Source organism: Streptomyces sp. NBC_00510, assembly GCA_036013505.1.
Taxonomy (GTDB): Bacteria; Actinomycetota; Actinomycetes; order Streptomycetales; family Streptomycetaceae; genus Actinacidiphila.
Map to the genome: position 1 here is coordinate 7,008,135 of CP107851.1, position 20,273 is coordinate 7,028,407.

The 20,273-nt window shown below is 72.4% G+C and carries 15 protein-coding genes; 7 read left to right on the plus strand and 8 right to left on the minus strand.

All coding sequences use genetic code 11. The features are described 5' to 3' along the window. The first annotated feature begins 125 nt into the window (after positions 1-125). Both OG937_31625 and OG937_31630 read left to right on the plus strand, forming a co-directional pair. A complete protein-coding gene (locus tag OG937_31625; protein WUD75922.1) occupies positions 126-1,529 on the plus strand; it encodes an aminotransferase class V-fold PLP-dependent enzyme in 1,404 nt (467 codons plus the stop codon). Then, positions 1,526-2,959 carry a SidA/IucD/PvdA family monooxygenase gene (locus tag OG937_31630; GenBank protein ID WUD75923.1) on the plus strand — a complete coding sequence of 478 codons (1,434 nt, stop codon included), beginning with the start codon at positions 1,526-1,528 and terminating at the stop codon, positions 2,957-2,959. The genes OG937_31625 and OG937_31630 overlap by 4 nt, the downstream gene beginning before the upstream one ends. Here the strand turns inward: OG937_31630 and OG937_31635 are convergent. Genes OG937_31635 through OG937_31645 form a run of 3 tightly spaced genes read right to left on the minus strand, consistent with a single transcriptional unit; the run spans position 2,901 to position 6,327 of the window. Then, positions 2,901-3,659, minus strand: a complete 759-nt coding sequence (locus tag OG937_31635) for a succinate dehydrogenase/fumarate reductase iron-sulfur subunit (protein ID WUD75924.1) — start codon at positions 3,657-3,659, stop codon at positions 2,901-2,903. The two genes, OG937_31630 and OG937_31635, sit on opposite strands and share 59 nt — an antisense overlap. Beyond that, positions 3,656-5,596: a fumarate reductase/succinate dehydrogenase flavoprotein subunit gene (locus OG937_31640; GenBank protein WUD78952.1), complete on the minus strand. Its 1,941-nt coding sequence runs from the start codon at positions 5,594-5,596 to the stop codon at positions 3,656-3,658. Before OG937_31640 ends, OG937_31635 begins: the two co-directional genes overlap by 4 nt. Beyond that, on the minus strand, positions 5,593-6,327 hold the full coding sequence (locus OG937_31645; GenBank protein WUD75925.1) for a succinate dehydrogenase cytochrome b subunit: 735 nt from the start codon (positions 6,325-6,327) through the stop codon (positions 5,593-5,595). Before OG937_31645 ends, OG937_31640 begins: the two co-directional genes overlap by 4 nt. Positions 6,328-6,418: 91 nt before the next feature. Between OG937_31645 and OG937_31650 the strand changes: the two genes are divergently transcribed. Then, on the plus strand, positions 6,419-7,306 hold the full coding sequence (locus OG937_31650) for a LysR substrate-binding domain-containing protein (protein ID WUD75926.1): 888 nt from the start codon (positions 6,419-6,421) through the stop codon (positions 7,304-7,306). A gap of 133 nt (positions 7,307-7,439) precedes the next feature. Here the strand turns inward: OG937_31650 and OG937_31655 are convergent, their stop codons facing one another. Continuing rightward, positions 7,440-9,269, minus strand: a complete 1,830-nt coding sequence (locus tag OG937_31655) for a 5'-nucleotidase C-terminal domain-containing protein (GenBank protein ID WUD75927.1) — start codon at positions 9,267-9,269, stop codon at positions 7,440-7,442. A 174-nt stretch (positions 9,270-9,443) separates the two neighbouring features. Between OG937_31655 and OG937_31660 the strand changes: the two genes are divergently transcribed. Beyond that, positions 9,444-10,148: an SIMPL domain-containing protein gene (locus tag OG937_31660; GenBank protein WUD75928.1), complete on the plus strand. Its 705-nt coding sequence runs from the start codon at positions 9,444-9,446 to the stop codon at positions 10,146-10,148. 139 nt (positions 10,149-10,287) lie between these two features. Then, entirely contained in the window at positions 10,288-11,727 is a 1,440-nt protein-coding gene (gene pyk, locus OG937_31665) for a pyruvate kinase (GenBank protein WUD75929.1), read from the plus strand. Here pyk and OG937_31670 read toward each other — a convergent pair. The 3 genes from OG937_31670 to OG937_31680 form a co-directional block, all read right to left on the minus strand. After that, positions 11,636-12,685, minus strand: coding sequence for a DUF3068 domain-containing protein (locus tag OG937_31670; protein ID WUD75930.1), 1,050 nt, complete (start codon positions 12,683-12,685; stop codon positions 11,636-11,638). The genes pyk and OG937_31670 overlap by 92 nt on opposite strands. Before the next feature lie 12 nt (positions 12,686-12,697). Beyond that, positions 12,698-12,832: an SPW_0924 family protein gene (locus OG937_31675; GenBank protein ID WUD75931.1), complete on the minus strand. Its 135-nt coding sequence runs from the start codon at positions 12,830-12,832 to the stop codon at positions 12,698-12,700. Between the two features lie 87 nt (positions 12,833-12,919). After that, positions 12,920-14,134, minus strand: a complete 1,215-nt coding sequence (locus OG937_31680; GenBank protein ID WUD75932.1) for a lytic transglycosylase domain-containing protein — start codon at positions 14,132-14,134, stop codon at positions 12,920-12,922. Between the two features lie 140 nt (positions 14,135-14,274). Here OG937_31680 and OG937_31685 point away from each other — a divergent pair, with 140 nt between their 5' ends. Further along, entirely contained in the window at positions 14,275-15,177 is a 903-nt protein-coding gene (locus OG937_31685) for a DUF4184 family protein (GenBank protein ID WUD75933.1), read from the plus strand. Here OG937_31685 and polA read toward each other — a convergent pair. After that, positions 15,108-17,843, minus strand: a complete 2,736-nt coding sequence (polA, locus tag OG937_31690) for a DNA polymerase I (protein ID WUD75934.1) — start codon at positions 17,841-17,843, stop codon at positions 15,108-15,110. The genes OG937_31685 and polA overlap by 70 nt on opposite strands. Before the next feature lie 67 nt (positions 17,844-17,910). On the opposite strand from polA, the gene OG937_31695 reads away from it, so the two are divergent. Then, the gene (locus OG937_31695) at positions 17,911-20,220 is read left to right on the plus strand and encodes an FdhF/YdeP family oxidoreductase (protein ID WUD75935.1); all 2,310 of its coding nucleotides are present in this window, start codon (positions 17,911-17,913) and stop codon (positions 20,218-20,220) included. Positions 20,221-20,273 lie beyond the last annotated feature (53 nt).

Here is a 20,273-nt window from a genome sequence, read left to right on the forward strand (position 1 = left end):
TCGGTGCGCCGGGGCGGCGACCGTTCGGGGTGTGGGGGCAACACCCGGGGCGGGGGAGCGTCGTTACGCAGGTCGCCCAGCGCGCACGCGCCGGTGTTCCGCGACAACGGAGGGGCGCCGACTCCATGCCACCCCATCTCGCCGGAGGCAGTGAAGGGCCGGACCGGCTGCGCCCGTTGGTCGAGGCCGTGCTCGGCGCGCTCGCGGCGGGCGCGGCCGCCCGCAAGGGGCCGCTTCCCGCGGGTGGTCCCGGGGCGGTCGCGCGGCGGGTACGGGAGGTGCTGGGGGAGGCCCTGCCGGAGGACGGCACCGGGGCGGCGGAGGCGCTGCGCGCGCTGGTCGGGGTCGTCGCCGAGGGCGCGGCCGACCCGGCGGACCCGTTGTGCGCCGCCCATCTGCACTGCCCGCCGCTGGGGGCGGCCGTGGCGGCCGACCTGGCCGCGAGCGCGCTCAACCCGTCGATGGACTCCTGGGACCAGGCCCCGGCCGCGACCGCCCTGGAGGCGGAGGTCACCCACGCGCTGGCCCGCCTGGTCCACCCGGACGCGGCCGCGCCGGACGCGCTGGTCACGACCGGCGGCACGGAGTCCAACCAGCTCGCGCTGCTGCTGGCCCGGGAGAGCGCCCGGGGCGTTCCGGGCGATCCGGGCGTGCGGGTCGTCGCCGGGGCCAACGGCCACCACAGCGTCCCGCGGGCCGCCTGGCTGCTCGGGATGCCCGCTCCCGTCGTCGTGGACACCCCCGGCGGAGTGCTCGACCCGGAGCGGGTGCGGGCCGCGCTCGCCGCGGGCGGGGGGCCCGCCCTGCTGGTCGCCACCGCGGGCACCACGGACTCGGGCGACATCGACCCGCTCCCCGAACTCGCCCGCGTCGCAAGGGAGTACGGCGCGCGCCTGCACGTGGACGCCGCCTACGGCGGGTCGCTGCTGTTCAGCAACCGGGAGGCGGTGAGGCTCGCCGGGCTGCGGGAAGCCGACACCGTCACCCTGGACCTGCACAAGCTGGGCTGGCAGCCCGTGGCGGCCGGGGTGCTCGCGGTGCGCGAGGCCGCGCTGCTGCGCCCGCTGGACCACCGCGCCGACTACCTGAACGCCGCCGACGACACCGAGGCCGGCTTCCCCGACCTGCTCGGCCGCTCGCTGCGCACCTCCCGCCGCCCCGACGTGCTGAAGATCGCCGTCACGCTGCGCGCCCTGGGCCGTCGCGGGCTGGGCGGGCTCGTCGAGGCGGTCTGCGACCACGCCCGGTACCTGGCGGACCTGGTGGAGCGGCATCCCGCACTGACCCTGCGCGCCCGCCCGGCCGTCAGCACCGTGCTGTTCCGCCCCACCGGCGCCGGCGACGAGGAGGTCGCCGCGATCCGCCGCCGGCTCATGCTCGACGGCCGCGCCGTCCTCGGCCGGGCCCGCGCCGACGGACGGCTCTGGCTCAAGGCCACCCTGCTCAACCCGACCACCACGCCCACCGACCTCGAGGCTCTGCTCACGCTCGTATGCGCGACCCACCAGGAAGGCAGCACCCCCCGATGACCGCCACCGACGACCACGACCCCCACCCGGACCAGCCCTACGACCTGCTCGGCATCGGGATCGGCCCGTGCAACCTGTCCCTGGCCGCCCTCGCCGACGGCGTCCCGTACCTGAGCGCCGCCTTCTACGAGCAGGAGCGCTCCTTCCGCTGGCACCCCGGGCTGCTGCTCGACGACGCCACCCTCCAAGTGCCCTTCCTCGCCGACCTGGTGAGCCTGGTCGACCCCACGAGCCGGTGGAGCTTCCTGAACTACCTCAGGACCCACGAGCGGCTCTACCCCTTCTACTTCGCCGAGCGCTTCCACGCGCACCGCACCGAGTACGACGCCTACTGCCGCTGGGTCGCCGAGTCGCTGCCCAGCACCCGCTTCGGGCACCAGGTCGACACCGTCCGCTGGAACCCCGGACGCGCCGTCTTCGAGGTGGACCACACCCAGCTCGACGCCGACGGCCAGGCCGAGGCCCTCGGCCGTACGTACGCCCGCAACCTGGTGCTCGGCGTCGGCAGCGCGCCGTACGTGCCCGAGCCGCTGCGGCCGCTCGCCGAGTCGCCCGCCGTCCCCGTCGTGCACTCCGCGCACTACCTGGAGCACCGGGACCGGTTGCTGGCCGCCGAGCACGTCACCGTCGTCGGCTCCGGGCAGTCGGGCGCCGAGGTCTTCCTGGACCTGCTGCGCGCCCGGCCCGCCGGGCGTGAACGGCTGACGTGGATCGCCCGCAGCCCCTCGTTCGCCCCGATGGAGTACAGCAAGCTCGGCCTGGAGCAGTTCACCCCCGACTACACGCGGTTCTTCCACGGGCTGTCCGAGCCGGTCCGCGACGAGCTCCTGCCCCGGCAGTGGCAACTGCACCGGGCCATCGACCACGGCACGATCGGCGCCGTCCACGACGAGCTGTACCGCCGCACCCTGGGCGGCGGCTGGCCGGACGCCGTCCTCACCCCCGGCGTGACGGTCCGTACGGCCGGCCGGATGGGCATGGGAGCCGTGGAACTCCACCTGGAGCACGAGCAGCAGGGCAGCCGCAGCCGGCTGATCACCAACGCGGTCGTCCTCGCCACCGGCTACCGGGAGCGCTCCCTGGACGCGCTGCTCGCCCCGATCCACCCCTACATCCGCCGCGACGCGGCCGGCCGGCCGCGGATCGACGGGAGCCACCGGCTGGAGCTCGACCCGGTCGTCGCGAGCACCGGCGCGGCCGTCCACGTGCAGAACGCCGAGCGCCACACCCACGGCGTCGGCGCCCCCGACCTCGGGCTGGCCGCGTGGCGCTCGGCGGTCGTCCTCAACGCGGTGACCGGCAAGGAGCCCTACCCGCTGCCCTCCCGCACGGCCTTCACGACCTTCGGGCTCGGCGCGGCCACCAACCCGGTCAGCCCTTGGACCGCGACTTCTCCTTACGCAAGGCCCGCAGGTACTCGCGGTTCATAGCGGCGATCGACGGCAGCGGGATGCCCTTGGGGCAGGCCGTCGCGCACTCCCCGGTGTTGGTGCAGCCGCCGAAGCCCTGGTCGTCCATGGCGGCGACCATGTCCAGCACCCGGGTCTCGCGCTCGGGCTGCCCCTGGGGCAGCACGTTGAGGTGGTTGACCTTGGCCGAGGTGAACAGCATCGCCGAGCCGTTGGGGCAGGCCGCCACGCACGCGCCGCAGCCGATGCACTCCGCGTGCTCGAAGGCGAAGTCGGCGGCCTCCTTCGGCACGGCCGTCGCGTGGGCCTCGGGCGCGCTGCCGGTCGGCACGCTGATGTAGCCGCCCGCCTGGATCACCCGGTCGAAGGCCGAGCGGTCCACCACCAGGTCCTTGACGACCGGGAAGGCGGCGGCCCGCCACGGCTCGACGTCGACGGTGTCGCCGTCCTTGAAGTGCCGCATGTGCAGCTGGCAGGTGGTGGTCCGCTCCGGGCCGTGGGCCTGGCCGTTGATGACCATGCCGCACGCGCCGCAGATGCCCTCCCGGCAGTCGTGGTCGAAGGCCACGGGCTCGTCGCCCGCGAGGATCAGCTCCTCGTTGAGGACGTCGAGCATCTCCAGGAAGGACATGTCGGGGCTGATGTCCTCGACGCGGTAGGTGACCATGGCGCCCTCCTCCTCGGAGGACTGCTGGCGCCAGATGCGCAGGGTGAGGTTCACGCGTAGCTCCGCTGGGTGGGGTGTACGTACTCGAAGTCGAGGGCCTCCTTGTGGAGCACCGGGTCCTCACCGGAGCCGGTGAACTCCCAGGCCGCGGCGTACGAGAAGTTCTCGTCGTCGCGCAGGGCCTCGCCGTCCGGGGTCTGGCTCTCCTCGCGGAAGTGGCCGCCGCAGGACTCGGCGCGGTGCAGGGCGTCCAGGCACATCAGCTCGGCCAGCTCCAGGAAGTCGGCGACCCGGTTGGCCTTCTCCAGGGACTGGTTGAGCTCCTCGCCGCTGCCGGGCACCTTCACCCGGCGCCAGAACTCCTCGCGCAGCGCCGGGATCCGCTCCAGCGCCTTGCGCAGCCCGGCCTCGGTGCGGGCCATGCCGCACTCGTCCCACAGCAGCTCGCCGAGCTCGCGGTGGAAGGAGTCCGGGGTGCGGTCGCCGTCCACGGCGAGCAGCAGGTTCAGCCGGTCCTCGACGTCGGCGACGGCCTCGGCGACCGCCGGGTGGTCGGGGGCCACGGTGTCGTGGGGGCCGCGCGCCAGGTAGTCGTTGATGGTGGCGGGGAGGACGAAGTAGCCGTCGCCCAGACCCTGCATCAGGGCGCTGGCGCCGAGCCGGTTCGCGCCGTGGTCGGAGAAGTTGGCCTCGCCGATGGCGAACAGGCCCGGGACGGTGGTCTGCAGGTCGTAGTCGACCCACAGGCCGCCCATCGTGTAGTGCACGGCGGGGTAGATCCGCATGGGCCGGGTGTACGGGTCCTCCGCGGTGATCCGCTCGTACATCTCGAAGAGGTTGCCGTACTTCTCCTCCACCTTGGCGCGGCCCATGCGGGCGATCGCGTCGGCGAAGTCCAGGTAGACGCCCTGGCCGCCGGGACCGACGCCGCGGCCCTCGTCGCAGACGTTCTTGGCGGCGCGGGAGGCGATGTCCCGGGGCACCAGGTTGCCGAAAGCGGGGTAGATCCGCTCCAGGTAGTAGTCGCGCTCGTCCTCGGGGATCTCGTTCGGCGGGCGCGTGTCGCCCTTGGCCTTCGGCACCCAGATGCGGCCGTCGTTGCGCAGCGACTCGCTCATCAGCGTGAGCTTGGACTGGTGGTCGCCGGAGCGCGGGATGCAGGTCGGGTGGATCTGCGTGAAGCAGGGGTTGGCGAAGTACGCGCCGCGCCGGTGGGCGCGCCAGATGGCGGTGGCGTTGGAGCCCTTGGCGTTGGTCGACAGGTAGAAGACGTTGCCGTAGCCGCCGGTCGCCAGCACCACGGCGTCGCCCATGTGCGTCGAGACCTCGCCCGTCACCAGGTCGCGGGCGACGATGCCGCGGGCTTTGCCGTCCACCACGATCAGGTCGAGCATCTCGGTGCGCGCGTGCAGTTCCACGTTGCCCGCGTCGATCTGCCGGGACAGCGCCTGGTAGGCGCCCAGCAGCAGCTGCTGGCCCGTCTGGCCGCGGGCGTAGAAGGTGCGGGAGACCTGGACGCCGCCGAAGGAGCGGGTGTCCAGCAGGCCGCCGTACTCGCGGGCGAAGGGCACGCCCTGCGCCACGCACTGGTCGATGATCTGCACGGAGACCTCGGCGAGGCGGTGCACGTTGGACTCGCGGGCGCGGAAGTCGCCGCCCTTGACGGTGTCGTAGAACAGGCGGTGCACGCTGTCGCCGTCGTTGCGGTAGTTCTTCGCCGCGTTGATGCCGCCCTGGGCGGCGATCGAGTGCGCCCGGCGCGGGGAGTCCTGGTAGCAGAACTGCACGACGTGGTAGCCCTGCTCGGCCAGGGTGGCGCCCACGGCGCCGCCCGCCAGGCCCGTGCCGACCACGATCACCGTGTGCTTGCGGCGGTTGGCGGGGTTGACCAGCTTCGCCTCGAACCTGCGGCGGTCCCAGCGCTCGGCGATCGGTACGTCCGGCGCCTTGGTGTCGGCGATCGGCTCGCCCAGTCGGTACTCCACGGTCAGTCCACCAATCCGGTCATCACGGAGACGGGTACGACGAGGAAGCCCGCGGTCAGCGCCGCCGCCAGCACGTTCGCCGTGATCTTCAGCGCGCGGTCGCGGCGCTTGTTCACCGCCCCCAGGGTCTGCGCGGCGCTCCAGAAGCCGTGCCTGATGTGCAGGCCGAGGGCGAGCATCGCGACGATGTAGACGACGTCCACCCACCAGATCCGGAAGTCGGCCACGATGTTCTCGTAGGGGTGGTGCTCCTTGCCCAGCGGGTTCACGGTGAGCGTGGTCAGGTCCAGGATGTGCCAGACGATGTAGAGGCCGAGGATCACCCCGCCCCAGCGCATCGTCCGGGTCGCGTAGCTGGCCCGCTGCCGCTTGTGCTCGTACTTCGCCGGGCGCGCCTTGATGTCGCGCTTGCTGAGCTGGTAGGCGGCGACGCCGTGCAGCACCACCGCGACGACCAGGCCGGTGCGCTGGATGTACAGGTACCAGCTGTTGTGCAGGGCGGGCTCACCGATGGTGCGCAGCCACGCCGCGTACCCGTTGAACTCCTCCGGGCCGAAGAAGATCTTCAGGTTGCCCAGCATGTGCGCGACCAGGAACAGCAGCATGATCACGCCGGTCCCGGCCATGACCGCCTTCTTGCCCACGGTCGAGCCCCACAGTGCCCGTAGGAGCGACGGGCGGCGGCCCGTACCCGTCGCCCCCGTCGTCGCCCTCGTCCTCGTCGTCGCCAAAGCCATGCGCTCGACGCTAGGTCTGCCTGCCACGAAAGGTCCAAGACATGTTCCGGCTCGTTTCGATAGGTGACACCTATCGCGTTATCGTGCCGATATGCAGCTGCAGCAGCTCGTGTACTTCCTGGCGGTCGCCGACACCCTGCACTTCACCCGCGCCGCCGAACGCGTCCACGTCGCGCAGCCCTCGCTGTCGCAGCAGATCAAGGCCCTGGAGCGGGAGCTGGGCGCGGACCTGTTCAGCCGCGCCCGCGGCAACATCGCGCTGACCGACGCCGGGCAGGCCCTGCTGCCGCTGGCGCGCCGCATCATCGCCGACACCGAGACCGCCACCCAGGAGGTCCAGGAGCTGGTGCACCTGCGCCGCGGCCGGGTGCGCCTCGGCGCGACCCCCAGCCTCGCCACCGGCCTGCTGCCGGACGTGCTGCGCGACTTCCACGACCGCTACCCCGGCATCCGGCTGGTCGTCGAGGAGGGCGGCTCACGCGACCTGGTGCGCGAGCTCGCCTCCGGCAGCCTCGACCTCGCCCTGATCGTGCTGCCGCTGCAGAGCCACGACCCGGCCCTGGACGCCACGCCGCTGCTCCACGAGGACCTGGTGGTGGTGACCGCCGCCGACGAGCCGCCGCCCTCCGCGGGGCCCACCCTCCGGGTCGCCGACCTCAGGGACCGGCCGCTGGTCATGTTCCGCAGCGGCTACGACCTGCGGGACCTCACCGTCGCCGCGTGCCGGGCGGCGGGTTTCGAACCGCGCTTCGCGATCGAGGGCGGCGAGATGGACGCCGTGCTGGGCTTCGTGGAGGCGGGACTCGGCCCCGCGGTCGTGCCCAGCATGGTCGCCGGACGCCGGCCCCGACTGCGTACGACGCCCTTCGAGGCCCCCGGGCTGCAGCGCACGGTCGCCCTGGCGCACCGCAAGGACGCCGAGCCCCCGCGCGCCGCCAGGGAACTGCGCCGCGTGCTGCTGGAACACGTGCCGGCCTGAGGCCGGCGGTGCCGGCGTCCTCGGCGCACGGCCACCGCGGAACGCCCGGAGGGCATGTGCACAGCCCGCACATGCCCTCCGGTGTACCGGGACCGCTCGGAAGAGCGATCGGTAGAACGAGAAGTCGGAAGAACTAGAAGACCGGCACACCGCCGCGGGTCAGCTTCCAGTCCTGCGAGGCGAACCGCGCCGGGTCGATGGAGCCGCCCGCCTGCACCCAGGTGATGATGGTGTTCCGGATCTCCTCGGAGTTGGCCCACACCTGCTGCGCCGTGGCGACGCCGGGGAAGTTGCCGCCGCCGTTGGCCCGGTAGTTGTTGACGGCCAGGACGAAGCGGGCCGACTCGTCGATCGGCGCACCCTGGAAGAGCACGTTCGACACCCGGGAACCGGCGGGGCGGGAGATGTCGATGTCGTAGGTGACGCCGCTGACCACGTCGTAGTTGTAGTCGGGCGTGCCGTTCGCGTTCGTAAGCTTCGCGACGTCGACGGGCGCGTCGGGCGCCGTCTGCACGAAGTAGTTCGCGGAGAACTCGATGTACGCCTTGACCTGGGCACCGGTCAGGATCCGGGCTTCCAGGGTGTTCTCGAAGACGTACAGCCCGGCGACGTCGCGGATGGTGACCTGGCCCGCCGGGATGGCGGCCGTGCGCGAGAAGCACGCGGCCTGCGACAGCACCGGCAGGGAGGCGTGCTCGGTCCCGGCGAGCGCCGCCTTGACCGTCTCGGCCTGGACGAAGTTGATGAAGTCGATGATCGGCGTGTCCTTGTAGGGGGACTCCTCGGCCGACATCGCCGCGGCCGACGTGCCGATCACCTGGTTGACGTAACCCACGACCTCCTTGTGCTCGTCCGAGAGCAGCCGGACGATCCGCGGGTCCTCCTCGACCGTGTTGGAGTTGAGGACGGACGCGCCGACGGTGACGACCTCCCACGAGCCCCGGACCAGCTCCAGGTCGAAGTCGAAGACGGTCAGGCGCTGGCCCCACTTCAGCGGCTCGGAGAGCACCACGCCCTGACCGGTCTGCTTGTTGGCCACCACGTACTCGGGGATCTCGGAGTGGGCGTGGCCGACCAGGATCGCGTCGATGCCCGGCACCTGCTCGGCGACCAGCGCCGCCGCGTTCTCGACGTACGGCAGCTGGTCACCGTAGGAGGAGGTGCCGGAGGAGCCACTGTGGGCCGAGACGACGACCACGTCGGCACCCATCGCACGCAGCCGCGGCACGTACTTCGCGGCCTGCTCCTCCAGGCCCGGGAAGGTCATCTTGCCCTGCACGTTGGCCTTGTCCCAGATCGCGATGCCGGGGTTGGTCAGGCCCAGGACCGCCACCTTCACGTCGGGGGCGCCGTCCACGCGCAGCCGGTGGAAGGAGTACGGCGGGAAGGCCGGTCGGCCCGTGCGCGCGTCGAGCGCGTTGGCGCCGAGCAGCGGGAAGTCGCACTGCTCCTCGAACTTGCGCAGCACCGGGATGCCGTAGTTGAACTCGTGGTTCCCCAGCGCCGCGGCGTCGTAGCCGATGGCGTTCATGGCCTGCGCCATCGGGTGCACCGGACCGTGCTTGGCGGTGATCGGGTCGATCTTGGCGTAGTAGTACGACAGCTGGGTGCCCTGGATGGTGTCACCCGCGTCGATCAGCAGGGTGTTGCGGCGGCCCTTCGCCGCGCGCTGCTGCGTGACCAGGGTGGAGATCTTGGCGAGGCCGACGTCGTTGTGCGCCTTGTCGTCGTACTCCGCGTCCGTGAAGTAGTCCCAGTTGAAGACGTTGCCGTGCAGGTCGGTGGTGCCGAGGACGCTGAAGGAGTACTTCTTCGGCCCGTGACCGTGACCGTGCCCCTGCCCGTGGCGGCCCGTGGCCTGGGCCGGAGCCGCGCCGGCCAGGGCGCCCGCCGTGCCGGCCAGCGCGAGGCCCGCGCCGGTGACGGCGGAGCGGTTGAGGAAGTCCCTGCGGTTCAGCGGCATGCGTCGGCTCCTGGTGTCCGGGGGCGCCTCCGGCGGTCGCCGGGGGCGGGATGATGGTCTGCTGGTGGTGTTAACGCGCGTAGATTCTGGCGCACGGGTGCTCCGGGCAACACCCCCGCCAGGTTGCGAACAGATGACTCGTCACGGCGGTACCGGCCTGGCAAGGTGGGACGCATGAGCACAGAACCGGCCAGGACGTACCCGACGCCCGAGACCCCACATGTGGGGGTGCGGGGCGAGGCGACCCTCGAGGTCGAGCCCGAGCTCGCCCGGATCGCCGTCACCGTCAGCGCCCGCGGCACCGACCGCCGCGCCACGCTGGACGACCTCAGCCGGCGCAACGCGCAGGTGCTCGACCTCGTCAAGGGCTACACCGACGCCGTCGAGAAGCTGGAGACCGGGGCCTTCGTGATCACCCCCGAGCTGCGGGAGCGGGGCCGCGGGGAGCGCGTACGGGCCTACCACGGCAGCGTGCGCGTGGGGGCGACCCTCACCGACTTCACCGCTCTGGGGGAGCTCACCACCCGGCTGGCCGATCTGGAGCTCACCCGTGTCGACGGCCCTTGGTGGTCGCTGCGGCCGGACTCCGCGGCCTACAGCGAGGCCCGCCGGCAGGCCGTGCGCGACGCGGTGCAGCGTGCCCGCGAGTACGCGGAGGCGCTCGGCGCCCGGCTGGTCGCCCTGGTCGAGCTGGCCGACGAGGGAGTGCAGCAGTCGGCGCCCTTCCGGGCCCGCCCGGCGATGCGGACCGCCGCCTTCGCGGCACCCGGCGGCGCCGAGGACACGGCCCAGGCCCTTGACATGGAGCCGGAGCGACAGAACGTGTACGCGCAGGTCACCGCGCACTTCACCATGACGGCGCCCGACCTGTCGGCCTGAGCCCCGCCCCACCGGCGGTGTGCTCATCGGAGCGGGTCCCAGCTCACTTCACCACTTGTCAACAACCGTTAATCAGGCTGACGTTGGACAGTCGCCTTCCACGAGGTACCTACTGTGAAGTAGGTCATAGGCTCGGTCCATGCGCCGAGCAAAAATCGTCTGCACCCTCGGGCCCGCCACCGACGCCTACGACCAGATCAAGGCCCTGGTCGAAGCCGGTATGGACGTCGCCCGCCTGAACATGAGCCATGGTTGCCACGCCGATCACGAGGAGCGTTACCGGCGCGTGCGCAAGGCCGCCGACGAGAGCGGCCGCAGCGTCGGGATCCTCGCGGACCTTCAAGGCCCGAAGATCCGGCTGGGACGCTTCGCGGAGGGCCCCGTACTGCTTGAACGCGGTGACGAGTTCACGATCACCACCGAGGAGATCGAGGGCGACCGGCTGATCTGCGGCACCACGTACAAGGGCCTGGCCGCCGACGTCACGCGTGGTGAGCGGATCCTCGTCGACGACGGCCGCGTCACCCTGGAGGTCACCGGCGTCGAGGGCACCCGGGTCCGCACCCTGTGCATCGAGGGCGGTCTGATCTCCGACAACAAGGGGCTCAACCTGCCCGGTGTCGCCGTCTCCGTGCCCGCCCTGTCCGAGAAGGACGTCGAGGACCTGCGCTGGGCGCTGCGCACCGGTGCCGACATCATCGCGCTGTCCTTCGTCCGCAGCGGCCGGGACGCCGAGGACGTGCTGCGCATCATGCGCGAGGAGGACCGCCGGGTCCCCGTGATCGCCAAGATCGAGAAGCCGCAGGCGGTCGACAACCTCGAGGAGATCGTCGCCGCGTTCGACGGGATCATGGTGGCCCGCGGCGACCTCGGCGTGGAGATGCCGCTGGAGGCCGTGCCCATGGTGCAGAAGCGCGCGGTCGCCCTCGCCCGGCGCAACGCCAAGCCGGTGATCGTCGCGACGCAGATGCTGGAGTCGATGATCGACTCCTCGCGTCCCACCCGCGCCGAGGCCTCGGACGTGGCCAACGCCGTCATGGACGGCGCCGACGCGGTCATGCTCTCCGGCGAGACCAGCGTCGGCAAGCACCCCGTCGAGACGGTCAGGACCATGGGCCGGATCGTCGCCGCCGCCGAGGAGGACATGCTCGCGGCCGGCCTGCCGCCGCTGACCGAGCAGAACAAGCCCCGCACCCAGGGCGGCGCCGTCGCACGCGCGGCCGCGGAGATGGGCGACTTCCTCGACGCCAAGTACCTGGTGGCCTTCACCCAGTCCGGCGACACCGCCCGGCGGCTCTCCCGCTACCGCTCGCCGATCCCCGTGCTCGCCTTCAGCCCCGAGCCGGCCACCCGCTCGCAGCTCAGCCTCACCTGGGGCGTGGAGACCTTCCTCGGGCCGATGGTGCAGACGACCGACGAGATGGTCGACCAGGTCGACGAGCAGCTGCTGCGCATCGGCCGCTGCCAGGAGGGCGACGTCGTCGTCATCACGGCGGGCTCGCCGCCCGGTGTTTCGGGGACGACCAACCTCGTGCGCGTGCACCACATCGGCGAGGACGACTCCCCTTCGCCCCGCTGAGGCCGCCGACGCCGCCCGCTGCCGGGCGGCGGCCGCGCGCCTCCAGGACGAGCGCGAGCGACAGCAGTGCGGCGCCCAGCAGGAGCGAGCCCCACGGCAGGTAGGAGGTCATCGCCAGCACCACCTGCCGCTGGGACTTCACCAGGCCGACGGTGTGCCGCACGTAGTCCTCGCGCATCTTCACGTGCCCGGCGAACGCGGTGACCGGCTGCTGCTTCCCGTCGGTGAAGCGCATCTCCTCCCGGTGGACCTCCTCCCCGTTGACCGGGGCCCCGGTGACGGGGTCCACCCAGAACATGCGCTTGGTGGTGTACCAGCGCTCCATGCCCATCGCCGCGACGGTCTGCGGGGTGACGCCCTCGACCGGCATCTTCTTGGGCAGCGGCACCTTGGTCCAGGGCACGGTCTGCTCGAAGTAGTAGACGTCCAGGCCGCGGAACTGCCGCGTGCCCCGGTAGTGGATGGGCGCCGAGCTCCGCGCCTGCGCGTCGAAGTAGTAGTAGTCCCGCTTCTCGGTGAGGAAGGGGAACTTGAACTCGACGCCCCGGCGTTCGACGGCATCGCCGTCGACGCTCTCGCCCCCCGCGTGGACGGGTTCCTGCGTGTGCGCGTCGAAGACGTACCGCTCGGGGACCTGGGAGACCATCGCGCCGTCCGGGCCCACCACGTAGGCCAGTCCGTCCCACACGACCACGTCCCGGCCGGTGAGCCGGTCGATCCGATGCGCCTCCTCCACGTTGCCCTTCAGGGTCTGCACGATGCTGACCTTGGAGACCTTCTTCGGCCGCATCGTCCCGTAGTCGAGCAGCGTGGCGTCCCGCGCCTCCAGGACGACCGCCTGGTACTGGCCGGCCGGGATCTTCGCCAGCCGGGGGAAGGCGTACCAGCGCACCAGCGGTGACAGCGCGGCGAAGAACACCGCGAGGGAGAGGAGGACCAGGCTTGACCTGCGGCGCATGGGACCGCCCTCCTACGGGTGCGCGGGGACGGTGGTGAGCAGCGGCTCGGGGGACGTGCTGCCGTCCGGCGGACCGACCGCGGTCACGAGGAGGACGATCCCGAGCGCGGCGACGAGTCCGATGGCCGCGGCGATGACTGCGCGCATGGCCGTACCTCCCGGTCGTACGGCTACGTCGGCTGGGCCGGTGCACCGTAGCAACCGGGAGTTGAAATGAGAACAGGTTCTACGGCGTCAGTTGGTCGGGCCGGAGGCGGTGGCGCCCTCGGTCTCCGTCGCGGTCGGCGACGGGCTGTCGCCGGGGGAGGCCGTCGCACAGGGGTCGGACGTACCGGACGGCGACGGGGAGGCCGTGTCGGTGGGGGTCGCCGTGGGCGACGCGGAGTCCGTCGGGCAGGTCGGCGGGTCCGTCGGGTCCGTCGGGCCAGTGGTGGGGCCCGTCGTCGGGGAGTCGGTGGGCGAGGTCGTCGGCGAGGGGCTGCCCGAAGGGGGGCCGATCGTGCCGCTGGCGGTCGCGGTCGGCGTGGACGACTTCGTCGGCCGGGGCGAGGCGCTCATGCTCGGGGACCACGTCGGCGAGGGCGAGGTGGACGGCGCCGTGGAGGACGGCGGGTCATCGGGGGTGTCGCTGCCCGCACCGCCCACGTCGGGGACGGAGACGACGTCGCCCTTGCGGAAGTGGTCGTACCAGGACAGGACGGTGTTCAGGTACGCGGTCGAGTTGTTGTAGCCCAGGATCGCGCGGTGGAGGTCGTGCTCGACGGACAGGTCGCGGTTGCCCGCGCACAGGTAGCGGCCGGCGGCGAGCGCCGCGTCGAATATGTTGTTCGGGTTGGTGACGCCGTCGTCGTTGCCGTCCGCGCCCCAGGTCTGCCAGGTCGACGGGATGAACTGCATCGGGCCGACCGCGCGGTCGTGGACCTTGTCCCCGTCCCAGACGCCGTCGTCGGTGTCCGTGATGTTCGCGAAGCCGTTGCCGTTGAGGACCGGGCCCAGGATGGGGGAGAGCGTGGTGCCCGCGGAGTCGACGTTGCCGCTGCGCGCCTGGTTGGACTCGACCTGGCCGATCGCGGCCAGCAGCTCCCAGCGCAGGTTGCACCCGGGGTCACTGGCGGCGAGCGCCGTCTCGGCCCTGCGGTAGGCCTCCAGGACGGACACCGGCAGCCCCGTGCCGTCGGTCGTGCCGGTGCCGGTCCCCGGCCCGGTGCCCGGGGTGGCGGAGGTGCCGGGAGCGGGTGTGTTGAGCGGCGGGAGCGCGGTGAAGTACTCCGACGAGTTGCCGTCGATGGGGTCGCCGGGCGGGGGCACGATCGGGGCGCCTGCGCTGGTGTTGAGGATGCCCGGCAGCAGTCCCGGAGCCTGGGAACCCGTCAGCGCCGCCATGGCCGCGGCGGCCACCGCGGTGCCCGCGACTCCCCTGCGGATCCGCCGTCCGTACCGCGCTCGCATACCCGCTGCCCCTCCCGAAAGCCGTGTGTCGCCCGTCTCCCTGCGTGGCAACCCTGGTGACCCTACGGCAACTTCCCGAACGGAGCCACCGTCCCGGACGTCGCATACTGATCAGACAGATGTGTTCCGGAAGAGGTTGCATGCCGTTCACGATGAGTCATGCGTTGGCTGTGCTGCCGGGTCTGCGGCAGGACCGCGCCGGCACCGTACGGGGACGCGGCCCGCTCGTCGCGGCCGCCCTCGTCGCCGGCTCCTTCGCCCCCGACGTGCCCTACTTCGCCGATTCACTGGTGCGGGGCCTCTTCGGCTTCGGGCAGGTCACCCACGCCCCGCTGGGCGTCGCCCTCGTGGACCCGGTCATCGCCGCCGGGCTGGTGGGCGGCTGGGCGGTGCTGCGCGGCCCCCTCGTGGCCCTGCTGCCCGAGCACCGGCAGGCCGGGATCGCCGCCCTGGCGGGCGTCGGCGACCGCATGCGGCCCTCGCCATGCTCGGTCGCGGCCTTCTGGGCGTCGGCCGTGGCCGGGGCGACCACCCACGTGGTCTGGGACGCCTTCACCCACCCCGGGCGGTGGGGCGTGCGCCTGCTGCCCGTGCTCGACCACGAGGTGCACGGCACCGCCCTGCACAAGTACGTCCAGTACGGAAGCTCGGCCGTGGCGCTGGCCCTGCTGGGCTGGTACGGGCTGCGCGCCCTGAGGGCCGTGCCAAGTCCGGCCGGAAAGCGCCCCTCCTCTGTGCCCCGGCTCTCGCGCCGGGCCCGGCGGTTCGCCCTGGCCGCCCTCGGCGTCACCACGGCCGCCGGAGCGGCCGTACGCGCGGAGCAGTGGTACGGGGCGACCGGCGACGCCGCCGGGATGATCCCCGCCGGCCTCTTCGGCGCCGGGGCGGGACTCGCCCTGGCCGCCGCGACCTGCGCCGGCGCGGTGCACCTCACGCACCGCGCCGCCCGCCGCGACGGCCCGGGGACCGGCGGTCAGTGGGCCGCCGACTCCCAGTCCGGACCGACGCCCACGGAGACGTCCAGCGGCGCCCGCAACGGGTAGGCGGCGGCCATCTCGCGGCGGACCAGCTCCTCCACCGCGGCCCGCTCGCCGGGGGCGACCTCGACCACGATTTCGTCGTGCACCTGCAGCAGCATCCGGGACCGCAGCCCCTCCCGCGCCAGCGCCGCGTCCACCTTCAGCATCGCGATCTTGACGATGTCGGCGGCCGAGCCCTGGATCGGCGCGTTGAGCGCCATCCGCTCGGCCATCTCGCGGCGCTGACGGTTGTCGCTGGTGAGGTCGGGAAGGTAACGGCGGCGGCCCATCAAGGTCTCGGTGTAGCCCGTGACCCGGGCCTCCTCGACCACCCGCTGCAGATAGTCCCGCACGCCGCCGAACCGCTGGAAGTACGTCTCCATCAGGCCGCGCGCCTCGGCCGCCTCGATGCCCAGTTGCTGCGACAGGCCGAAGGCCGACAGCCCGTACGCCAGCCCGTACGACATCGCCTTGATCTTGCGGCGCATCTCGGCGTCCACCTGCTCCGGCGGCACCGAGAAGACGTAGCTGCCGACCGTGGTGTGCAGGTCCTCGCCGGAGTCGAAGGCCGCGATCAGCCCCTCGTCCTCCGACAGGTGGGCCATCACCCGCAGTTCGATCTGGCTGTAGTCGGCGGTCAGCAGCGACTCGTAGCCCTCGCCGACCACGAAGCCGCGGCGGATCGCCCGGCCCTCGTCGGTGCGCACCGGCACGTTCTGCAGGTTGGGGTCGGTCGAGGACAGCCGGCCCGTGGCCGCCACGATCTGGCTGAACGTGGTGTGGATCCGCCCGTCGGGAGCGATCGTCTTGACCAGCCCCTCGACCGTCACCCGCAGCTTCGCCTGCTCCCGGTGACGCAGCATGATCACCGGCAGCTCGTGCTCGGTCTGCGCCGCCAGCCACGCCAGCGCGTCCGCGTCGGTGGTGTAACCCGTCTTGGTCTTCTTCGTCTTGGGCAGCCCCAGCTCGCCGAAGAGCACCTCCTGCAGCTGCTTGGGGGAGCCCAGGTTGAACTCGTGCCCGACCGCGGCGTGCGCCTCCTTCACCGCGAGCTGCACCTCGCCCGCGAACCGCTGCTCCAGGCGCTCCAGATGCTCGCGGTCCGCCGCGATGCCCGCCCGCTCCATCCGCGCCAGCAGCGTCGAGGTCGGCAGCTCCACCTCGCGCAGCAGCCGCAGCGCGCCGTCCTGCTCCAGCCGCGCGGCGAACGCGTCGCCCAGGTCCAGCACGGTGCGCGCCTGCACCATCAGGGCGTCCGCCTCGGCCTCGTCGTCGGCGCCGAAGGCCAACTGGCCGTCCTCGCCGCCCGCGGGGGCCAGCTCCCGCCCCAGGTACTCCACCGACAGGTCGTCCAGCGCGAACGAGCGGCGGCCGGGCTTGACCAGGTACGCGGCCAGCGCCGTGCACATCGTGACCCCGTCGACGCTCCAGCCGTGCTCGGCGAAGACCCGCATCACGTTCTTGGCGTTGTGCAGCACCTTCGGCCGGGCGGCGTCCGCCAGCCACGCCGCGAAGGTCTGCTCGTCCTTCTCGTCCAGCGCCGCCGGGTCGAACCACGCCGCCGGGCCCGCCGCCGTCGCCAGCGCCACCTCGGACACGCTGCCCGCGCCCAGCGCCCACGCGTCGACCGTCGCCACGCCCAGCGGCCCGCCGGCGTGCTCCACCAGCCAGTCCGCCAACTCGCCCGCGGCCAGAACCCGGCCCTCGACGGCCACACCGCCGGCGACCTCCGGCGTGCCCTGCTCCGCGGCACCCGGGTCGGCCGCGTACAGCCGCTCCCGGAAGTTGGGGTGGCGGAACTCCAGGGTGTCCAGCACCACGTCGAGCGCGTCCCGGTCGTACGCCTGCCGCGCCAGCTGCTCCGGCCCGCAGGGCAGCTCCACGTCCCGCACCAGCTCCGTCAGCCGGCGGTTCAGCTTCACCGACTCCAGGTGGGCGCGCAGGTTCTCGCCCGCCTTGCCCTTCACCTCCTCCGCGCGGTCCGCGAGCTCCGCGAACGAGCCGAACTGGGTGATCCACTTGGCGGCGGTCTTCTCCCCGACGCCCGGGATGCCGGGCAGGTTGTCCGACGGGTCGCCGCGCAGCGCCGCGAAGTCCGGGTACTGCGCGGGGGTCAGCCCGTACTTCTCCTCGACCTTCGCCGGGGTGAACCGGGTCAGCTCCGAGACGCCCTTCGTCGGGTACAGCACCGTGACGTGGTCCGAGACGAGCTGGAAGGAGTCGCGGTCGCCGGTGACGATCAGCACCTCGTACCCCAGCGCCTCCGCCTGCGTGGCCAGCGTGGCGATCACGTCGTCCGCCTCGTAACCCTCCGTGGCGAATCGCTGCACCTTCATCGTGTCCAGCAGCTCGCCGATCAGCGTCACCTGGCTGCGGAACTCGTCCGGCGTCGCGGACCGGGTCGCCTTGTACTCCGGGAACTCCTCCAGACGCCACGTGCGCCGCGAGACGTCGAACGCCACCGCCAGATGCGTCGGCCGCTCGTCACGCAACGTGTTCGCCAGCATCGACGCGAAGCCGTACACCGCGTTCGTCGGCTGCCCGGTGGTGGTGTTGAAGTTCTCCACCGGCAGCGCGTAGAAGGCCCGGTACGCCAGCGAATGCCCGTCCAGCAGGAGCAACCGGGGCCGCTCACCCCCCTGGGGTCCGGTGCCGGTCGCTGCGTTCGTCTTCTCTGCCTTGGCTGCCACGTCCCCGATCCTCCCACGCCCGACCGACACTGCCGGTCCGCCGCCTTGTCGTGGCAGGATCGAAGCCATGGCAGGCAAAGCACCCGCAGGCGACCCCGTCCAGGACGCACCCGAGGTCAGCGCCCCGCAGCACGCCGCTGCCGGGCTCCCGGCCATCGGGCACACCCTCCGCATCGCGCAGCAGCAGATGGGGGTGCGACGCACCGCGCTCACCCTCCTCAAGGTCAACCAGAAGGACGGCTTCGACTGCCCCGGCTGCGCCTGGCCCGAGCCCGAGCACCGGCACACCGCCGAGTTCTGCGAGAACGGCGCCAAGGCCGTCGCCGAGGAGGCCACCCTGCGCCGGGTCACCCCGGACTTCTTCGCCGCGCACCCCGTCGCCGACCTCGCCCGGCGCAGCGGCTACTGGCTGGGCCAGCAGGGCCGCCTCACCCAGCCCATGTACCTGCCGGACGGCGCCGACCACTACGAGCCCGTCCCCTGGGAACGCGCCTTCGAGATCGTCGCCGACGAGCTGAACGGCCTGACGGGTCCCGACGAGGCCGTGTTCTACACCTCGGGCCGCACCAGCAACGAGGCCGCCTTCCTCTACCAGCTCTTCGCCCGCGAGTTCGGCACCAACAACCTGCCCGACTGCTCCAACATGTGCCACGAGTCGTCGGGCTCCGCGCTCGCGCAGACCATAGGCATCGGCAAGGGCAGCGTCCTGCTCGAGGACCTCTACCGCGCCGACCTGATCATCGTCGCCGGGCAGAACCCCGGCACCAACCACCCCCGCATGCTCTCCGCCCTGGAGAAGGCGAAGGCGGGCGGCGCGAAGATCGTGACGGTCAACCCGCTGCCCGAGGCCGGCCTGCAGCGCTTCAAGAACCCGCAGACCCCCAAGGGCCTGGCCGGCGGCGGCACCGCGCTCGCCGACCTCTTCCTGCAGATCCGGCTCGGCGGCGACCAGGCCCTCTTCCGCGCCCTCAACAAGGCGCTCCTGGAGGCCGAGGACCAGGCGCCCGGCACCGTCCTGGACCAGGCCTTCATCGACGGGCACACCCACGGCTTCGAGGAGTGCGCCGCCGCCGCCCGCGCCACCGACCCCGAGGAGGTGCTGCGCGCCACCGGGCTGCCCCGGTCCGAGATCGACGAACTCCTCGCCATGGTGCTCGGCGCCAAGAGCGTCATCGTCTGCTGGGCCATGGGCCTCACCCAGCACAAGCACTCCGTGCCCACCATCAAGGAGGTCGTCAACTTCCTCCTCCTGCGCGGCAACATCGGCCGCCCCGGCGCCGGCGTGTGCCCCGTCCGCGGCCACAGCAACGTCCAGGGCGACCGCACCATGGGCATCTACGAGAAGCCCGCCCCCGCCTTCCTCGACGCCCTGGAGAAGGAGTTCGGCTTCGCCCCGCCCCGCGAGCACGGCCTGGACACCGTCGCCGCCATCCGCGCCCTGCGCGACGGCGACGCCAAGGTCTTCTTCGCCATGGGCGGCAACTTCGTCGCCGCCTCGCCCGACACGGACGTCACCGAGGCCGCCATGCGCCGGGCCCGCCTCACCGTGCACGTGTCCACCAAGCTCAACCGCTCCCACGTGGTCACCGGCGCCCGCGCCCTGATCCTGCCCACCCTGGGCCGCACCGAGCGGGACGTCCAGGCCGCCGGCGAGCAGTTCGTCACCGTCGAGGACTCCATGGGCATGGTGCACGCCTCCCGCGGCGGCCTGGAGCCCGCGAGCCCCCTGCTGCTGTCCGAGCCGGCCATCGTCTGCCGCCTCGCCGCCGCCGTCCTCGGCCCGGACAGCCGCGTGCCCTGGCAGGAGCTCGAGGGCGACTACGACCGGATCCGCGACCGCATATCCCGCGTGATCCCCGGCTTCGACGACTTCAACGTCAAGGTGCGCCGCCCCGGCGGCTTCACCCTCCCGCACGCCCCGCGCGACTCCCGCAGCTTCCCCACCGCCACGGGGCTGGCCAACTTCACCGCCGCCCCCCTGGAGTACCCCCGGGTCCCCGAGGGCCGGCTGCTCCTGCAGACGCTGCGCTCGCACGACCAGTACAACACCACGATCTACGGCCTCGACGACCGCTACCGCGGCATCAAGGGCGGCCGCCGCGTCGTCCTGGTCCACCCTGACGACGCCGCCGCCCTCGGCTTCGCCGACGGCGCCTACACCGACCTCGTCAGCGAGTGGACGGACGGCACGGAACGCCGCGCCGAGGGCTTCCGGGTGGTCCACTACCCGACGGCCCGCGGCTGCGCCGCCGCCTACTACCCGGAGACCAACGTGCTGGTCCCGCTCGACCACACCGCCGACACCAGCAACACCCCGGCGTCCAAGTCCGTCGTCGTCCGGCTGGAACGGACCACCCCGCCCGGCGGTCCCCACTGACCGTCCGGTAGAAAACGGGCCAGTACACCGAACGACGACGATCGGAGCCACCG

What these genes read in the sequence shown, in the direction of transcription:
- OG937_31625 (WUD75922.1), top strand. Translation starts at nt 126, where the DNA reads ATGCCACCCCATCTCGCCGGAGGCAGTGAAGGGCCGGACCGGCTGCGC.
- OG937_31630 (WUD75923.1), top strand. Translation starts at nt 1,526, where the DNA reads ATGACCGCCACCGACGACCACGACCCCCACCCGGACCAGCCCTACGAC.
- OG937_31645 (WUD75925.1), bottom strand. Translation starts at nt 6,327, where the DNA reads ATGGCTTTGGCGACGACGAGGACGAGGGCGACGACGGGGGCGACGGGT.
- OG937_31650 (WUD75926.1), top strand. Translation starts at nt 6,419, where the DNA reads ATGCAGCTGCAGCAGCTCGTGTACTTCCTGGCGGTCGCCGACACCCTG.
- OG937_31655 (WUD75927.1), bottom strand. Translation starts at nt 9,269, where the DNA reads ATGCCGCTGAACCGCAGGGACTTCCTCAACCGCTCCGCCGTCACCGGC.
- OG937_31660 (WUD75928.1), top strand. Translation starts at nt 9,444, where the DNA reads ATGAGCACAGAACCGGCCAGGACGTACCCGACGCCCGAGACCCCACAT.
- pyk (WUD75929.1), top strand. Translation starts at nt 10,288, where the DNA reads ATGCGCCGAGCAAAAATCGTCTGCACCCTCGGGCCCGCCACCGACGCC.
- OG937_31670 (WUD75930.1), bottom strand. Translation starts at nt 12,685, where the DNA reads ATGCGCCGCAGGTCAAGCCTGGTCCTCCTCTCCCTCGCGGTGTTCTTC.
- OG937_31675 (WUD75931.1), bottom strand. Translation starts at nt 12,832, where the DNA reads ATGCGCGCAGTCATCGCCGCGGCCATCGGACTCGTCGCCGCGCTCGGG.
- OG937_31680 (WUD75932.1), bottom strand. Translation starts at nt 14,134, where the DNA reads ATGCGAGCGCGGTACGGACGGCGGATCCGCAGGGGAGTCGCGGGCACC.
- OG937_31685 (WUD75933.1), top strand. Translation starts at nt 14,275, where the DNA reads ATGCCGTTCACGATGAGTCATGCGTTGGCTGTGCTGCCGGGTCTGCGG.
- OG937_31695 (WUD75935.1), top strand. Translation starts at nt 17,911, where the DNA reads ATGGCAGGCAAAGCACCCGCAGGCGACCCCGTCCAGGACGCACCCGAG.